This is a genomic window from Citrobacter sp. Ce129, from assembly GCF_030334545.1.
Lineage (GTDB): Bacteria > Pseudomonadota > Gammaproteobacteria > Enterobacterales > Enterobacteriaceae > Citrobacter > Citrobacter europaeus.
In genome coordinates this window covers 114,263-130,852 of the sequence record NZ_JAOWDS010000075.1, presented here as the reverse complement: position 1 = coordinate 130,852, position 16,590 = coordinate 114,263, and the positions used below count along the sequence as shown (strand labels likewise).

Genomic DNA, 16,590 nt, shown 5'->3' with positions numbered 1-16,590 from the left:
CATGGCGATTGAAACCATTCGTGGTCGTTACCGACTGCACCGCTTTCCTCCTCGCCAGCGCCATTTGCAGGCTGAACAGCTCACGCCGGGGATCACGCCGGCGGATTATCAGCGCCAACTGATGGACGGCTTCCAGGAAGGTCTGCAAAAAGGCTTTGAGCAAGGGATGACCGAAGGCCAGGAGCAGGGCTTTCAGGAAGGCCATCAGAAAGGACACGATGAAGGCCGTCGTCAGGGATACACTGAAGGCAGCCTGGCCGGGCAGCAGGAAGGGCGTAAACAGTTTGAGCGGGCAGCGCAGCCGCTGGAAGCTATCTCGGGCAAAGTGAACGATTACCTGGCGCACATTCAGCGTAAACAGCGGGAAGACCTGCTGCAACTGGTTGAAAAGGTTACGCGTCAGGTGATTCGTTGCGAGCTGGCGCTGCAACCGACGCAGTTGCTATCGCTGGTTGAAGAGGCGATTTCGGCCTTTCCGGCGATGCCTGAGTCGTTACAGGTTCTGCTGAGTAATGAAGAATTTAACCGTATCAAAGATGCTGCGCCGGAGAAGGTCGCTGAATGGGGGTTGACCCCATCTCCCGATCTACAGGCGGGCGAGTGTCGGGTGATTACCGATAAATCCGAGCTGGATATTGGCTGCGAGCATCGTCTCGACCAATGCATGTCGGCGCTCAAAGAGTCGCTGCTGCCGGAGCCGACGGGTGAGTGACCTATCCTGCTTTGACAACGCGCTGCGCTCCATTGAGTCGATCCCTTTAGCCCGGGTTGCCGGGCGACTGGTGCGCGTGAACGGCATTTTGCTGGAGAGCGTGGGCTGTCCGCTGGTGACTGGCCAGCTGTGCCGCGTCGAAAGCGCCAACCATACGTTGATCGACGCGCAGGCGGTGGGGTTTAACCGCGATATCACCTACCTGATGCCCTTCAAGCACCCCGTCGGGCTGATGGCGGGCGCACGCGTTTTCCCCGAAGAAAAAGCGCAGGAGATCCTGATAAGCGAAAGCTGGCTGGGGCGGGTGGTTAATGGTCTGGGCGAACCGCTGGATGCCAAAGGGCGTCTCACGGGCAATGACGTGCTGCCGCCCCAGGCACCTTCCATTAACCCCCTCACGCGCCGGTCGGTGAATCAACCGCTGGATGTTGGCGTAAAAGCAATCAACGGTCTGCTCACTATCGGTAAAGGCCAGCGCGTGGGATTAATGGCCGGCAGCGGTGTGGGTAAAAGCGTGCTGCTGGGGATGATCACCCGTCAGACCAAGGCCGACATCGTGGTGGTGGGGTTGATTGGCGAGCGTGGTCGCGAGGTGAAGGAGTTTATCGATCACTCGCTGGGCGCGGAAGGGTTGGCAAAATCTATTATTGTGGCGGCGCCGGCGGATGAGTCGCCGTTAATGCGCTTGAAAGCCACCGAGCTTTGCCATTCTATCGCCGCCTGGTTTCGCGATCGCGGACATCACGTTTTACTGCTGGTGGATTCGTTAACCCGTTATGCCATGGCGCAGCGTGAAATTGCGCTGTCACTGGGGGAACCTCCGGCGACGAAAGGCTACCCACCTTCAGCGTTCGGCATGATCCCAAAGCTTGTGGAAAGCGCCGGCAACAGTGAAAGCGAAGGGTCGATGACCGCCATTTACACGGTGCTGGCTGAAGGGGACGATCAGCAGGATCCGATCGTCGACTGCGCGCGTGCGGTGCTGGACGGGCATATCGTGCTGACGCGTAAACTGGCGGAGGCCGGACACTATCCAGCCATTGATATTGGGCAGTCGATCAGTCGATGTATGACCCAGGTTACGCCCCACGCTCACCAACAGTCGGCTCGTCTGCTGAAACAAAACTATGCCGCCTATATGGAAATTAAGCCGCTGATCCCGCTGGGCGGATATGTTGCAGGGGCCGACCCCAGCGTGGATAAGGCTGTCAAAGTGTTCCCCGCCATCGAGCGTTTTCTGCGCCAGGAAGTCAGTGAACCGGCCTCTCTGGAGCTGGTGCAAAGCCGCTTACAGGCCCTGTTTCCGCTGGCGAAGAAAACGGAAGGTAAATAATCATGCGGCAAATTATCGATACCCTGGCGCAGTTACAGCGCCTGCGGGATAAATCGGTCAAAGACATGACGGTACAACTGGCTAAACAGCAGCAGGTTTGCACTGGTTTTGACAATAACATTAAAGCGCTGGGCTACTTGATCCAAAAAACCGGCACTGGCGTTGAGGCGCCTTCCGTTGAATCGCTCAAAAACGTCACCGGATACAAGGGCACGCTGCGCACGGTTATTGCCTGGCAAGAGCAGGAGAAAACGCTGGCTAAAATCAAAGAGCAGCGTATTCAAAAAAATCTGGTTGCCGCGGCCTGCGAAGAGAAAATCGTCGCCATGACGCTCGATGATAAGCGTTACGAGTTGAGCAATGAGGCGCTGATAAAAGAGCAAAAAGCCGTTGATGAGATTGCTGCACAATGCTGGCTTAGACAGAAGACGCTGGGGCTGGTATGAAAACGATCATTACTTTCGGCACGTTTGATGTTTTTCATATCGGGCATCTGCGTATTCTGCAACGCGCCGGGCAGTTGGGGGGACGACTGATCGTCGGTATCTCTTCAGATGCGCTAAATATGCAGAAAAAAGGCCGGATGCCGGTTTACAGCCAAAGCGATCGTATGGGGATTGTGGCCGGACTTAAATGCGTGGACAGCGTGTTCCTCGAAGAGTCGCTGGAGAAAAAAGCGGACTATATTCGCCAGTTTAATGCCGATACGCTGGTGATGGGCGATGACTGGGCAGGACGCTTTGATAGTTTGTCGTACCTGTGCGAAGTGGTCTATTTTCCCAGAACGCCATCAATCTCCACCACCTCGATTATTGAGGTGGTGAAAGGATACAAGTGAGGTGTCAGTGGATTCGGTTATTTTGCCGGGAGCGCCTCACTTTTATTTTTAATCCAGACATCCAGCTGTGTTTTCATGTCATGTATATGTTGCGCAATAAGCGGTACCATTTCGACTGAGAAAAAATGTTGCATATGCGGATGGATCCCGCCAGTGCGTTGTCTGTGCGCTTTCTCGAGATCAAGGTATGCTTCCCCTGAATTTTTATATTTGACTAACGGTATGATATCAAAATGATTTGCCGGGTCAGCCTTCCATAAAAACATCTTCAGATGATCATCAACTTTCATTAAATGAAAGTGCTCGGAAGTGATGGCATAGCCTTTCCTGAGCGGACTCCCGCCGTGTTGACTTTTCTGCTGGGCAAATAAATTACGGCTATAACAAAAACGGCGTTGTGGCGTTAAGGCGAAAGCGTGGCTTTCACTCTTTTTCGCCTCAGCGATATCAAGGAGGGTTAGTACCGTATTATAGATATCGACCATGCTAACCATATGATTTAAATCAGCCGATTTCATTCCAGGGCAAAAAATAAACGCCGGGGTGTGTACTAATGATGTATACGGTTCAATACCATGGGTATAGCCGCCATTAAAGCCATGTCCCCAAAAGTCATCACCATGATCGCCAAAGGCGACGATAATTGTATTATCGAGTTTTTGGGCTTCCAGCAGCATTTTAATGGTCTGTCCGACCATAAAATCCATGCTTTGGTAACCACGTTGCCAGCGTTCGAGGCTGTTAGCGCCACCTTTTTTAATGTCGTCGTAATAACAAAGATGGCTACTGAGATTCCATAAGTAGAGCGCAAAGGGTTCCGGCCAGGAAACGACCTGCTGCATTTCTGCCAGCATTATTTTCGACGTGTCATACCAGTTAAAGGTATCCGTTGCACTCCAGATAGCATCGACATTTGCCCAGTTTTTTGGGTATCCCATGCCCGCAGTGGTGTATCCGTGCTGCTTTAAAACATCGAATAGTGCCGGGCAGTGGCGATGGATGGAGATGTTTTCCTCAAGATGAGTATTATGCTCTAACGTATTGTCATCCCCATGTAAGAGGTCGCTTAACGCCATCAGTGAGGAGGTTGCACTTGAGATAAAATTATTGAATCGCAGCGACTGATTATAGATTTTATTAGTAAAAGGAAACCACTGCCGATTATTAAAAATCGTGTGGTTAAGACTTTCAAGATGCAAAAATATAATGTTTTTTTTCATGTTATTCACATATTAATAGTTCGAGCATGCTGATGTCGAAGACAGGGATGGCGGTGACAGAGGAAACTTCCTGCCTTTCACGAAAACTGTCATCGATAAATATGGCGTCGGGTTCGTGAATATAATCACTTTTTTTATCGTGTTTACCCAAGTGGGTGACGGTGTCAAATAAAGCGTTAATCCGCCGTTGCTCCAGTTCAGCGTAAATATCACCAGCATGACGCGTGAGAAGATGAATTTTTATTCCGCGATTCAGACACTGGCAGAGAAATGTGAAGACAGGCACGCAGAGTTTATCTTTTAGCACTACCGTATCATCGTAGTCGATGTACACATGCTGGTAGGTAAAATCATGCGTATAGTGATTGGCTAAGCTGCGGGTAATTTGCAGGTTTTCAGCGAGCGGGCGCAGCGAGACGTTAACGCGCATACTTTCGTACAATGTCAGCATGGCGAAATTGATGCCATTGGCGCGGTTGAGCGCCATTGTTCCAGCAATACGTGGAGCAACTTCCAGTAATGTCAACGTACCCGAGGCAGAACGCTTCAACTGAAAAAACCATGCGCCGTATAACTGTAATCGCTGTGATATCGCACGTGCGTAAGTTTCAACTTCTGGCAGGCTGACTAACGCGGAAGTCATCGCAATACCGGCTCGTATCCGCGAGCGTACGCGTGGTTGGCAAAACAATAACCCCTGCGCGCGATCGGAAAAACAGTCCACGGTGAACTCTTCACCGTTTAAGTATTCACATATGATCAGATCATTTCTCTGTGCGAGGATCGATGCCAGCCTGTCTGGGGAATCAATACGCAAAGCTCCCTGCGCACCTTGCCCGCGGTCGGGTTTGACAAATACGGGCCACTGCGCGATCGCGCTGGGATCATTGAATACGGCTGGCAGAGGGACCGCACCTTTAAGCGCCTGGTAGGTTTTACTTTTAAACCGCGTGATGCGGCATGTTTCCTGTGATGGGCAGAGTACCGTAGCGGAAAGCGCCTCCCGGTTTTCAGACAGAAAAAGAAGAGCGTCATCATGAGCCGGAAAAATATAATCAATACTTTCTTGTACAAGTAATGCCTGTAAGACAGGTAACCCATCCTGATGCGTAACATCCGGCACGACATGATATTCGCAAGCGTAATGTCGGGCATGGCTATCGTAGTCGGCACCAGCAAGAACCAGATTAATGTTTTTTTCGTTGCGAAGAGACAGGTAAATCTCACGCCCAATCTCAGTTCCCGCCGGGAATATAAGGACATTGATCATGCGGTTATCAGCTCGATAATGGTGCTGAGTTCAGCGGATGTCATATCTGGATAAATCGGCAGGCACAGCACCTGTTCGGCGATTTGGTTTGCCACAGGCAGCGTCTCTTTATTGGCGCCAGACATGTTTTTGTACATATTGAGATTAGACAGCAGGGGGTAGAAATATCGCCGCGTTAGGATGTTATGGCTTTTGAGATGATCGTATAACCCATCTCGCGACATTTTATAATCAGGACGCACGAGGATCGGGAAGTAACTGTAGTTACTCTTGTGATTCGCGTTGCCTGCCGGAATGAAAATGCCTTGCGTATTGGCTAACTGCTCACGGTAACATTTATCGATTTGTTGGCGTTTTGCTATCGCCTCATCCACATACTGTAATTGCAAGAGACCAAAAGCGGACTGGACCTCATTCATTTTTCCATTGATGCCAGGCGCCACAACGGTTAACTCGTCAGCAATACCAAAGTTCTTCAGATAATCGATTCGTTGTTTGGTTTTTTTATCGTAGCTAACGATAGCGCCGCCTTCAAAGGTGTTGAACACTTTGGTGGCATGGAAGCTCAGTACGGAAAGATCGCCATGGCGTAGAATGCTTCCGCCACAATCTTCTACAGCAAAGGCATGCGCCGCATCGTAAATAACAGGAATACCGTAATTATTGGATATTCTCTCAATTTCAGCGGTGTCGCAGGTTTGCCCGTAGACATGTACCGGCATGATCAATCCCGTTTTGCCGGTAATCGCAGATTCAATCAGGTGTGGGTTGATGTTAAAGCTGTGCGGATCAATATCAACAAATACCGGCGTTAACTGGTTCCAGAGAATACTGTGCGTAGTGGCGACAAAAGAATAGGGCGTAGTAATGACCTCGCCCTTAATTCGCAGCGTTTGCATCGCGGCGATTAAAGCGATGGTGGCATTACAAAACAGCGAGATATAGGGAACGTTCAAATAAGATGCCAGACTTTCCTCTAGCAGCTGATGCATGGCGCCGTTATTTGTTAATTGCTTACTTGACCAGATCTCTTGCAGATAAGGCATAAACTCTTCCAGCGGAGGCAGGAAGGGTTTAGTGACGGTGATAAGGTTTGGTTCTGCTTGTTTCATTGCTGAAGATCCTGAGAGAATTTTGCGCTGATTTGTTGGTATTGCCCAGGCAGTCTGCTTTTTAAGCTGGAGAGGATCGTGCTTCTTATCTTATTGTCAGTAATGCTCTTTAATGCCGCGCAATATAATTGCGGTAATATCTCCAGACGAATGTCACAATAGATGATGGCTTGCACGATATGATATTGTGCTTTATTAACATCTTTAGTGTGGATCGCCGCGATAAAGCCCTGAAAATGGAGCAAGGGGTCAGTTGGATGTTTAACTAACAGTTCATCAATATCTTCCTTGACCAGCGTATGATCGGGGTGGGCATACTGTTTCCAGCGACTGTTCATCGCTTCTACCCAGGCGTCTTCATGTTTCCATTGATTCAGGATCATCATCCTGTTTCGGTACATTAATTTGCTGTTATCTTTTCTGTACCAGGTGTTATTGTCATGTCGACGGTAGTAGGCCACTAAACGCTGCGTTGAAATAAAGTGACCCTGGCGGGAAAGTTTCAGAAACATATCCCAGTCTTCCTGGACCAGTTCTGGATCGGAACGCTCTATCTTCAGATACGCCTCGCGGCGGATTAACGATCCGATATAAAGGCTAAGATTTCCGGAAACCAGCAGATGATGAAAAACGTCACCATTAAGAAAGAGATCGCTGTAAGGAAAACGCGAGCCGTCAGGCATGATGACCTGAATGGCGCTATAGCACATTACACAGTGCGGGTTTTTCTCTAACACATTAACCTGGTGAGAGATTTTAGTGGGAACAATGAGATCATCTGAGTCGACCACGGCAATATATTTGCCCGTGGCCATGTTCATGGCTTCAATGATCGGTTTGTCGCCGGTTTTATCCTTCTGCGAGTAATAGTTGGTCTCCCGCAGTATCGTTTTGCAATTATATTTCTGCTGGTATTTTTTAATGATCTCAACGGATCGATCGGTTGAGGCATCATCGACGATAATAACCTCGGTATTTTTCCACGTCTGGTTAAAGACGCTATCCAGCGCCTCTTCAAGAAAAGCATCGTGATTATAACTGGTAACGATAATACTCACTAAAGGCGTTGGCATAGCGTAATCTCAGGGGAAAATTATTGTGTTATCAACTAAATAGCTTTTGTTGCAAACTAAACAGCAGCGTATTGCTTTGCTGCTGCGGCGAGGCATCGATGAGCTTTACGATCTCCTGCGCCGCCCGTTTCCCCGCCTGACCATCCATAAATGCATCGCAATAGTGGTGGCGAATCTCAGCCAATGGCGCTTCCAGCGCAGCCCAGTCAAACTCGCAAGAGAGTGCGTGGCGTAAGCTCTGTATATCCTGTGCCACCGGGAGAACGTCGCGGATACGCTGATCCGCGCTGTCGGGGGTTGAGAAACTTTGTTGGCCATCCAGCAACGAGGCCATCTCAGGCCAGCTCAGTAAAATGACGCGTTTATTCATATGAATGGCGTCAAAAATAAAGCCGCTGCTGTCCGTCAGGACGTAATCCGCCTGCGCAATAAGCGCCAGCAGATGCTGCTGATCGTCCAGTCTGTTCTTTAAATAGCGCTGCGCCAGTGCCAGAGAGGCTGCTTCCTCCGGCCTGTGCCGGGTGCCATGATGCAGTTTGGTGACGACATTGTATTCATGGCTTAACCGGCTGAGCTGTTCCGCCCAATGGGGGAGCGAGCTTAGCGCGCCATAGGTTGGCGCATACAGGATGGTCTGCTTTTTCGCATTCAGCTTCAGGCTGTTGGGCAGTGCGGTATCGTAAGTGTGGTTATGCCATTCATCGAAACGGGGATTCCCCACCACTTTAGCGCTACCGCCGATATCAAGTGCGCGCTGACTATAGTGGCTGTAGCACAAGATGCGGTGATAAAAGGCGTTCCACCAGGCATGATTCCACTCTTCTTTCGCCAGCCCATACAGGGTACGAACATGGGTATCCGCCAGCCCGTTCAGCAACGGCGTGTAGTAAGGGCTGACCAGGCACCGGAAGCGCTGACGCTGTTCAATGACCGCAGAAAGACGCGTTCCGCCGAGCGCAGGATCGTTAATGGTTTTAATCGTCGCGGTCATCTCATCCAGAAACGATTTGGATATTTTGTCACTGACCAGCAGCGAGCAGGTATGGCCCATCGCCTGCAGTTCGGTAATGATGGGGCGATAGACCGCGTAATGCAGCGAGGTTTCCATATAGAAGCCAATGGCATCTATCGGCGTGGATGTCGTAGCAGGCGAGTGGCTTACCAACGTATTGACGGTCTCGGGTTTCTTATTGATTTTGTTGAAGTAGTACCCGATGTTATCGGTTTCTTTTTTCTCGATATCGCTGTATCCCGCACGCTGATAGCAGATGCTTGGATAACAAGAGAGCCATTTTCCTTCACGTAGCAGCGGCTGCCATTGCCCTTCGAGCGTATCGGAGAGGTCATGTTCCATCTGCTGAGCCAGCGCCGGGTAATAGCTGCTGTTGACCAGATAGGCGCAAACCTTATTGCAGTCGCGGGCATGAATCATGCCATTGAGGCTTTTGAGTTCGCGGCCTTGTTTAATTTCCCCGCCGAGGATAACCACCTCCCACGGAAAGCCAGGCAGCGCGTTCAGAAGCGAATTGAGTACCCGGATATGCTTTTCCTGCTTCAGGATCACGCTATCGTCTTCAAGTAGCAGGTAGTTTTTCCAGTCGTTACGCTGTGCCAGCTGCAGCGCCTGCATATGAGACTGGCGGCGACCCGTCTGGCCGTTAGTGGCAACTGACGCCGCAAGGCGGGTAACCTTTTGCGTAGGGAAATTGAGAAACGCCAGCTCTTGCTGGATGTGTGCTAAACGATCCGGACGAGAGTCCAGATTCACGATCACCACCTGATCGATGTAATCCCACTGGATCGGCTGATGATGGGTGGCGTTATGCAGACTCTGATACCAGTTTTTTAGCATCGGGTCGGTAATCGCCTGGGCCAGCGAGGTGTTGAGCGGCTCGCTGCTTCCCAGCACAAAGTCTTTATCGAACGTATTTTGGCTGTGCGAGATACAAATAATGGTGCGCTCGCCCGGCAATTGCAGCGGGTTGGCGGTGAATTGGTTGGTGAATCCTTCTTCTTCGCCTAAGTTGCAGTCATCATCGTAACGGTGCTTTTTTAAATAATTGCGGTGGTAGCAAAAGGTACCGTTGAGAATGTTCTGCGGGCCAAAGCTGCGGCTTTTAAACAGGCGGTTGATATGGCTGTACCAGATGGGGATCTGATCGGAACCCGAAATCAACGCCCGGTGGCGCTGCATCATATCGATGGTGTAAGAGATCTTATCCGCCGGATAATAATCATCGTCGTCCATACAGAGAATATATTCACCTAACGCCAGCGCATTGAGCATATTGCGCTTTTTGCCCAGTGTCAGTTTTTCCGCATGGTAGATATAACGAATATTAAATTTCTCCGGGTGATTCTGCGTCAATCTGTCAATGATCGACTGATGGCTTTGCGGGGAATCATCCAGGATAACCAGCTCCCGGCGGTCGGCAGGGTAGTCCTGATAACGGAACATATACAGCAAATAGGGTAAAAAAGCGGCGCGGTTCCACGTGGGTGTAATGACGCTGACAAACGGTTTTTCGCGGCCAGTGTCGAGCGTTTTAACGATGCCGGTCAGGGCGGAACGTGCTTTGGAGGATTCAGACATGGTGATGTGTATTCGCGATTCGAAAAAGGACCGGGCATTCACCCGGCCAACAGGCACTAACGTGTTATCAGGGAGAACGCCGAGAGCAGAGGATCGCCCGGCAACATGTCCAGAATATGCTGGCGCAGCGAGCGGGCATTCTCGCTGTTGCGCCATGCTTCAAACAGCGCGAAAAGAGCGTAGATTTCGTCATGATTCAGCGGAGAATCATCCATCGTCCACAGGCAAAACAGTGTGCGCAGCATAAAGACGTCAGCCACCAGCCAGAAGAAGCGCTGCAGCACGCTTTCACTCTCGTGCTGTGGGAATGTGTCATGATACAGACGATAAATCAGATAGTTACTGAATATCCATGCGTCCTGGGCAAAGTAGCGCTCAAAGGTATTTAACCACTGAGCCTGCAACTGCTGCTGAAGCATAGCCTCACTGTTTGCATCCTGGAGCATCAGCAGGCTGACCTGCAGAGGTAAGGTCAGCTTGCGCGTACTTTCCGGCAACAGATCCCAATTGAACTCGCAGTTGCCCATTTGGGTGATCAGTTCCCGCTGCAGCTGGGGCAGGCTGGGCAGTTGCGCGAACTGCTCCTGCAGTTTTCCACTTTGCGCATGATCAGCCAGAACCTGCGGCAGCGAGGCCAGCTTCTCAAGCGTAGAATCGCTGTCGCCCGGGCATTTCTCGGAAAAAGAGAGCATGATGCCCAGCGCATACAGGCGCAGCTCCGGCGACAAACCGGGGAGCGTGATGGTATGCAGAGCAGATTGATTAAGTACCTGATCGCGTGGGGATAACGCCGGGCTATTCGCATCGGCTGCACATTGCGAGGTATGCAGCACAAAGGCGTTGGGATTGCCTAATGCCGCCTGGCAGCAGGCCGGATCGGTTAATACCAGACTCTGACGTACTTCCGTTTTCCAGCGTATGTTGGCCAGTAATGCGGAATCCGGGTGGTGGGATAAAAACAACCGGACAAAGTCAGGTTCATAACAATCAATCATACTCATAATCTGTTCTCAACAATCCCAATATTCAAATCTGGTTGTATAAATGCAATATCCATGCCTGAATTTTTATTGTATTTATATCAATTAGTTAGATTGGGCGCGGAAAGCAGGTTTCCGCGTCAGGGAAGGAAGTTTTAGCGCTGGTAAATAAAATCCGGCTCGGTGCCTAAAAAAGCCTGAATAAATTCATACTGGCGGATCAGCAGATCGCCATTTTTTTCGTTGTACACCTTGCAGCGTTTCGCTTTCTGCTCAAGGCTCTGCCACCAGCCCTCTGCGGCACTTTTCTGTACGCCCGGCAACCAGCTAAATACCTGTTCCATCCCTGCACGATCGACGCTTACGCCCAGTAATTGCAGGATTGACCGACGCTGCTGGCTGCTGTTTTGCAACTGCTCATAATGCTGTTGGATTGTGTCATTGACCGCCAGCAGCTCTTCACTGGCGCGACGGATCATGCACAGACGTTGTTGTTCCAACTGGTGTCTGAGCGCGTCATATCGCGTCCCGTCTTCCCGGATGCCCTGAAGCAGAGTTTTCACCTGCTGTAGCCTGGTACTCACAATTTTGGCCTCTTATTTCTGGAAAAAGCTGAGCATGTCGCCAGCCAACTGCTGGGTATCAACCTGCATGTCGCCTGCGGCCAGCATGGCCTGCATTTGCGCCACTTTGTCGTAATCAACGTCGCTTTGCGGATCGCTGTTCAGCGTTTGCTGCGCCGTTTGCAATCCTGCCTGAGTAATATCGTCGGCAGAAAGCGTTGCGGCGCTGGAGGTTGTGGTCTGCGCGCTGCTCTTGTCTGAACGCGTTTGCCCGGTTGTTGATGCAGGGCGATTGCCTGGCAGAGTTGGGGTAATTTTCATAGCAACCTCGTACATATTTCGTTGGGTTGGTTATCCGTTATTGGCTAAAAGCGACGGCAATAGAGGAAAACTTTAATCTCATCACAAAAAATCCCTTCACTGCTCAGCAGTGAGCGTAGTGACCACGCCGGTATCGTCCACCATCCCGCTAATGATCCGCTGGCTGCTGCTGTTGCGAATTTTTATCACATCCCCTTTACGACCGTTCTTCAATGCCACGCCCGGCATCGTGGCGGTAATCCCGGCCGTATGGGAGACGATCATCACCGGCTGGTCGCGTTTAACCAACACGGGCTGAACCAACTCGCTACGGGTAATCGGTTTACCCGGCTGCAGGGCGCGTTTGCTGGTGAGACCAATCGCCTCATCCATATTTGTCATCAATCCTTCCCGCTGGTTGCTGATATTGAATTTTTTAAGCTGCAGGTCGTCGGCCGTAATCACCGTATCTCGGGCAATCAACGACTTTGGCATCACTACCGGTACCGACACGTCGGGGCGCACAGCAACGTTATATTGCCAGCCCGCGCTGCCTGGGCAGCTCACCACAAAGTTCATTCGTGAAAGGGCCATTTCCGCAGAGGTGCTGGAGGTGACCTGAGGCGCGATTGAGCATAGCGCGCTGGTGCTGACGGCGGAGGGAATATAGATATTGAACGTGTAGCGATAGTCCTGCCACTGCTGCTTTTGTGCCAGCGCGTCAATTTCATGACCAGCCGCTGTCAGGACCAGCGCGTTGATCTGTTCCCGGGCGCTGTGCTGTATGGGATGGACGGCGGCATGTACGGGTAAGACGCAGCATAAAGCCAGCAATATTTCCGCGGCAAAGGGGAAAGAAGGCTTCCTTACACAGGAGGGTAGTTTCATAAAGTCATTTCTCATCAATCACTTAAAAGTTGGCATACATATTGCTAATAACAGCGATATCTACGCAGGAGTGATGCAAGAAATGGGAATCAGTTTTCAGCAGGCATTGGGTGTACATCCGCAGGCAGTGAAGTTACGTCTTGAGAGGACCGAGCTACTGACCGCGAATCTGGCAAACGTCGATACACCAAATTTCAAAGCTAAAGATATTGATTTTGCCGCTGAGATGCAACGGGCAAGTCGCACAAATGTGCTGCCCGAGGCTGACGTGAAATACCGTGTGCCGATGCAGCCCTCAGAAGATGGCAATACCGTAGAGCTGAATACCGAGCAGGCCCGGTTTTCACAAAATAGTATGGATTATCAAAGCAGTCTGACCTTTTTGAATCTGCAGCTTAGCGGTATCAAAGAGGCCATTGAAGGGAAATAACCATGTCGTTTACTGATATTTACCAGATTTCCGGCTCGGCGATGACGGCGCAAACCATCCGTCTGAATACCGTCGCCAGCAACATGGCGAATGCGGAATCTCCCGCCAGCAGCGAGGCGCAGGCCTATAAGGCGCGTAGCCCGGTTTTTGCCGCGGTTTACAACAATAGCCTGATAGGTGCGCATAACCGCCATGCCATTGATGGCGCCAGCGTACAGGTACAGGACGTCATGCAAAGCGGCGGGGCGGTGAAGCGTTATGAGCCGCACCACCCGATGGCGGACCAGAACGGTTTCGTCTGGTATCCGGACGTCAACGTGGTCGAGCAAATGGCCGACATGATGTCCGCCTCACGTGATTTTGAAACCGATGTTGATGTGCTGAATAACGTCAAAAGTATGCAGCAAAGCTTACTCAAACTGGGAGAAGTGTAATGAATACCCTGGCTCTGTATGCCCAATCTCAGGCGCTGGCCTCTTCTTCACAGAAGACGTCGGTGGCTGAAAATAACGTCGGCGCTACGACGCAAAGCACCAATTTGGGAGACAGCAGTTCTTCTGCCGCGTCGTCAACCACGGATACCAGCGACAGCAGCAGCACCCCGACAACCACAACATCTACTGAAACGTCGGCGGTCGACACGTTTCTGACGCTGTTTGTGGCTGAAATTGAAAACCAGGACCCGACCGATCCCACCGATCCTACGGCCTATATCGATCAGCTCTCCTCAATGGCGCAGGTTGCCATGATGGAAGAGATGAGCGTCCAGGCCAACACCAACGCCGTACTGATGAGCAACATTCAGGTGATGGCTCTGGGGAATATGGTCGGCGACGACATCATGGTGCAAACCACCTCGCTGGATATCGAAGACAACAGCCAGGAGATCCAGGGGCGCGTCACGCTGGATGACAGTTGTACCGATGTGGATCTGCACTTTACCGATGAAGCGGGTGACGACTACACCGTGTCGCTGATCCCGGAAGGTGAAACCTCCGTTGGACCAGGCCAGGTGGATTTCGATATTAATCCTGCCGATTACGGCATCCCGCCGGGTGATTACAGCGTATCTGTGGTGACCAATACCGGAGAAGAGGAAGTGCCGATTGAGGTGACGGGTAAGGTGGAAGATGTGCGTATTCCGCTCGATGGCAGCACGCCGGTACTCAACGTTGATGGCGTTGGCGAAGTGCCATTCACCATGATCACCCAGTTTGGCGTACCGGACAGCACTGATGACACCACGCCGCCTGATACTGATGACGGCAGCGACAACGCCGACAGCAATACGGTGCTCTGATTTAGTTTACATTACAGGAAGAAACAATGAGTTATGAAATTGCAGCGACGGGCCTGAACGCCGTCAACGAACAGCTTGATGGCATCAGTAACAACATCGCGAACTCCGGTACGGTCGGATATAAATCGATGACCACTCAGTTCTCCGCCATGTACGCCGGAACGCAGGCGATGGGCGTGAGCGTGGCGGGTTCTGCACAAAGCATCTCCACCGGCGGCTCAATGGTTTCAACCGGTAATGCGCTGGATTTGGCTATCAATGATGATGGTTTTTTTGTTATGTGCGACAGCGCCGGGAATATCTCCTATACCCGCGCCGGTTCCTTCGTGACGGACAAAAACGGCTATATCGTCAATGCCTCCGGCGATTACCTGCAGGGTTATCCGGTTGATGACAGCGGCACGCTGCAAACCGGTACCGTTACGGATATCCAGATTAAAACCGGCAACATCCCGGCGCAGGCCACGGACAGCATGACCTTCACGGCAAACTTTGACGCCAGCGATGAAGCGATCGATCGCGCCAGCGTACCGTTTGACGCGAATAACAGTGATACCTACACCGACAGCTACACCACCACCGTGTATGACTCGCTGGGTAATGAGCACTCGGTTAGCCAGTACTTTACTAAAACCGGGGATAACACCTGGGAAGTGCAGTACACCTTTGATGGTGAAGCGCAAAGTGGCGTACCGCCGACCACGCTGACCTTCGATCCCAATACCGGTAAGCTGACGGATCCCACCACGCCGCAAACCATTACCTTCACCACCGATGAAGCCGCACCGATTTCGATGACCATTGACTACTCTGACTGTACTCAGTACGGCTCTGATTTCTCGGTCACCACCAACTCCGCGACTGGTTATGCCTCCGCGACGCAAAACGGCGTGCAGGTTGATGACGACGGAAAAGTTTACGCCACCTACAGCAACGGCGAACGCATGCTGCAGGGGCAGGTGGTGCTGGCCACTTTCCCGGATGAGAACGGGCTGGAAGCGGTAAGCGGGACTGCCTGGGTGCAGACGGGCGAATCCGGTACGCCGCTGATTGGCACGCCAGGCTCCGGCTCCTGCGGCACGCTCTCCTCCGGCATGCTCGAAAGCTCCAACGTGGATATTACCAACGAGCTGGTCAATCTCATGACCGCCCAGCGTAACTACCAGGCGAACACCAAGGTGATCTCCACCAGTACGCAACTGGATCAGGCTCTCTTCCAGGCGATGTAAGGCTAAGAAATGGATCGGTTGATTTATACCGCGTTGAGCGGCGCCACCCAGACGCTACTGGAGCAGCAGATTAGCGCCAATAACCTTGCCAACGTCAACACCAATGGTTTTCGTGCGGATATGGCGATGGCGAGCAATGACAAAGTGAAGGGCGGTGGCTTCGACACGCGTTTTATGGCGAAGGAAAGTCCCAGCGGCGTCAATGACAGCACCGGCGTGGCGGAAAAAACCGAACGCCCGCTGGACGTCGCCATTCAGGGTACCGGCTATATCGCCGTGCAGGATAAAGCCGGAAACGAGGTCTACACCCGCAACGGCAATATTCAGCAGGACGATCAGGGGCAACTGACCATCGACGGTAACGTGGTGCTCGGGGATAACGGCCCGATTATTTTGCCGCCGAATGCGATTGCCTCTTTCGGCAGCGACGGCACACTGTCGGTTACGCCCGACGACGGCGATGTTACCGCCACCATGGATATCGATCGCCTGAAGCTGGTGGATATTCCGGTCGCCAACCTGGCGAAAAATAGCGAGGGGATGCTGGTGACGGCGGACGGCGTACCGGCACAGCGCGATGAGAACATCAAAGTGAGCGGCGGCTTTCTGGAAGGCAGTAACGTGTCTGCTGTGAGCGAAATGATGTCGTCCATTGCGATGAACCGCCAGTTTGAAGCGCAAATCAAGATGATGAAAACGGCTGAAGATCTCAGCGACTCCGGCAACAGGCTGCTACGCGGCTCCTGAGT

General features: G+C 51.7%; 18 protein-coding genes. 9 read left to right on the top strand and 9 right to left on the bottom strand.

Annotation, left to right across the window (positions count from 1 at the left end; genetic code table 11):
• Position 1 precedes the first annotated feature (1 nt).
• The 4 genes from fliH to OGV77_RS24470 are packed head-to-tail and all read left to right on the top strand — an operon-like array spanning position 2 to position 2,883.
• The gene (gene fliH, locus OGV77_RS24485; protein WP_043015253.1) at positions 2-712 is read left to right on the top strand and encodes a flagellar assembly protein FliH; all 711 of its coding nucleotides are present in this window, start codon (positions 2-4) and stop codon (positions 710-712) included.
• The gene (gene fliI, locus OGV77_RS24480; RefSeq protein WP_043015254.1) at positions 705-2,045 is read left to right on the top strand and encodes a flagellar protein export ATPase FliI; all 1,341 of its coding nucleotides are present in this window, start codon (positions 705-707) and stop codon (positions 2,043-2,045) included. The genes fliH and fliI overlap by 8 nt, the downstream gene beginning before the upstream one ends.
• 2 nt (positions 2,046-2,047) lie before the next feature.
• Entirely contained in the window at positions 2,048-2,491 is a 444-nt protein-coding gene (gene fliJ, locus OGV77_RS24475) for a flagellar export protein FliJ (RefSeq protein WP_043015255.1), read from the top strand.
• Positions 2,488-2,883, top strand: a complete 396-nt coding sequence (locus tag OGV77_RS24470) for an FAD synthase family protein (protein ID WP_043015256.1) — start codon at positions 2,488-2,490, stop codon at positions 2,881-2,883. The genes fliJ and OGV77_RS24470 overlap by 4 nt, the downstream gene beginning before the upstream one ends.
• 17 nt (positions 2,884-2,900) lie before the next feature.
• Here OGV77_RS24470 and OGV77_RS24465 read toward each other — a convergent pair whose 3' ends face one another.
• The 9 genes from OGV77_RS24465 to flgA form a co-directional block, all read right to left on the bottom strand.
• Positions 2,901-4,103 carry a sulfatase-like hydrolase/transferase gene (locus OGV77_RS24465; protein WP_087051692.1) on the bottom strand — a complete coding sequence of 401 codons (1,203 nt, stop codon included), beginning with the start codon at positions 4,101-4,103 and terminating at the stop codon, positions 2,901-2,903.
• Position 4,104: 1 nt separating this feature from the next.
• The gene (locus OGV77_RS24460; protein WP_043015258.1) at positions 4,105-5,373 is read right to left on the bottom strand and encodes an ATP-grasp domain-containing protein; all 1,269 of its coding nucleotides are present in this window, start codon (positions 5,371-5,373) and stop codon (positions 4,105-4,107) included.
• The gene (locus OGV77_RS24455) at positions 5,370-6,485 is read right to left on the bottom strand and encodes a DegT/DnrJ/EryC1/StrS family aminotransferase (RefSeq protein ID WP_043015259.1); all 1,116 of its coding nucleotides are present in this window, start codon (positions 6,483-6,485) and stop codon (positions 5,370-5,372) included. Before OGV77_RS24455 ends, OGV77_RS24460 begins: the two co-directional genes overlap by 4 nt.
• Positions 6,482-7,558: a glycosyltransferase family 2 protein gene (locus tag OGV77_RS24450; RefSeq protein ID WP_043015260.1), complete on the bottom strand. Its 1,077-nt coding sequence runs from the start codon at positions 7,556-7,558 to the stop codon at positions 6,482-6,484. The genes OGV77_RS24455 and OGV77_RS24450 overlap by 4 nt, the downstream gene beginning before the upstream one ends.
• A gap of 31 nt (positions 7,559-7,589) precedes the next feature.
• Complete coding sequence (locus tag OGV77_RS24445) at positions 7,590-10,151, bottom strand: glycosyltransferase (protein ID WP_087051691.1); 2,562 nt, start codon at positions 10,149-10,151, stop codon at positions 7,590-7,592.
• 56 nt (positions 10,152-10,207) lie between these two features.
• On the bottom strand, positions 10,208-11,152 hold the full coding sequence (locus tag OGV77_RS24440) for a hypothetical protein (protein ID WP_047406004.1): 945 nt from the start codon (positions 11,150-11,152) through the stop codon (positions 10,208-10,210).
• Positions 11,153-11,286: 134 nt separating this feature from the next.
• Positions 11,287-11,715, bottom strand: a complete 429-nt coding sequence (gene flgN / locus OGV77_RS24435) for a flagellar protein FlgN (RefSeq protein WP_043015263.1) — start codon at positions 11,713-11,715, stop codon at positions 11,287-11,289.
• A 12-nt stretch (positions 11,716-11,727) separates the two neighbouring features.
• Positions 11,728-12,015, bottom strand: a complete 288-nt coding sequence (flgM, locus tag OGV77_RS24430) for a flagellar biosynthesis anti-sigma factor FlgM (protein WP_043017845.1) — start codon at positions 12,013-12,015, stop codon at positions 11,728-11,730.
• Positions 12,016-12,111: 96 nt separating this feature from the next.
• Positions 12,112-12,882 carry a flagellar basal body P-ring formation chaperone FlgA gene (gene flgA, locus OGV77_RS24425; protein ID WP_051642620.1) on the bottom strand — a complete coding sequence of 257 codons (771 nt, stop codon included), beginning with the start codon at positions 12,880-12,882 and terminating at the stop codon, positions 12,112-12,114.
• Between the two features lie 82 nt (positions 12,883-12,964).
• On the opposite strand from flgA, the gene flgB reads away from it, so the two are divergent.
• The 5 genes from flgB to OGV77_RS24400 are packed head-to-tail and all read left to right on the top strand — an operon-like array spanning position 12,965 to position 16,588.
• Complete coding sequence (flgB, locus tag OGV77_RS24420; protein WP_016151840.1) at positions 12,965-13,312, top strand: flagellar basal body rod protein FlgB; 348 nt, start codon at positions 12,965-12,967, stop codon at positions 13,310-13,312.
• Between the two features lie 2 nt (positions 13,313-13,314).
• Entirely contained in the window at positions 13,315-13,746 is a 432-nt protein-coding gene (flgC, locus tag OGV77_RS24415; protein ID WP_043015264.1) for a flagellar basal body rod protein FlgC, read from the top strand.
• A complete protein-coding gene (locus OGV77_RS24410) occupies positions 13,746-14,612 on the top strand; it encodes a flagellar hook capping FlgD N-terminal domain-containing protein (protein WP_047405991.1) in 867 nt (288 codons plus the stop codon). Before flgC ends, OGV77_RS24410 begins: the two co-directional genes overlap by 1 nt.
• A 26-nt stretch (positions 14,613-14,638) precedes the next feature.
• Positions 14,639-15,841 carry a flagellar hook protein FlgE gene (gene flgE / locus OGV77_RS24405; protein ID WP_043015266.1) on the top strand — a complete coding sequence of 401 codons (1,203 nt, stop codon included), beginning with the start codon at positions 14,639-14,641 and terminating at the stop codon, positions 15,839-15,841.
• A 9-nt stretch (positions 15,842-15,850) separates the two neighbouring features.
• Positions 15,851-16,588, top strand: a complete 738-nt coding sequence (locus tag OGV77_RS24400; protein ID WP_043015267.1) for a flagellar basal body rod protein FlgF — start codon at positions 15,851-15,853, stop codon at positions 16,586-16,588.
• The last annotated feature ends 2 nt before the right edge of the window (positions 16,589-16,590 follow it).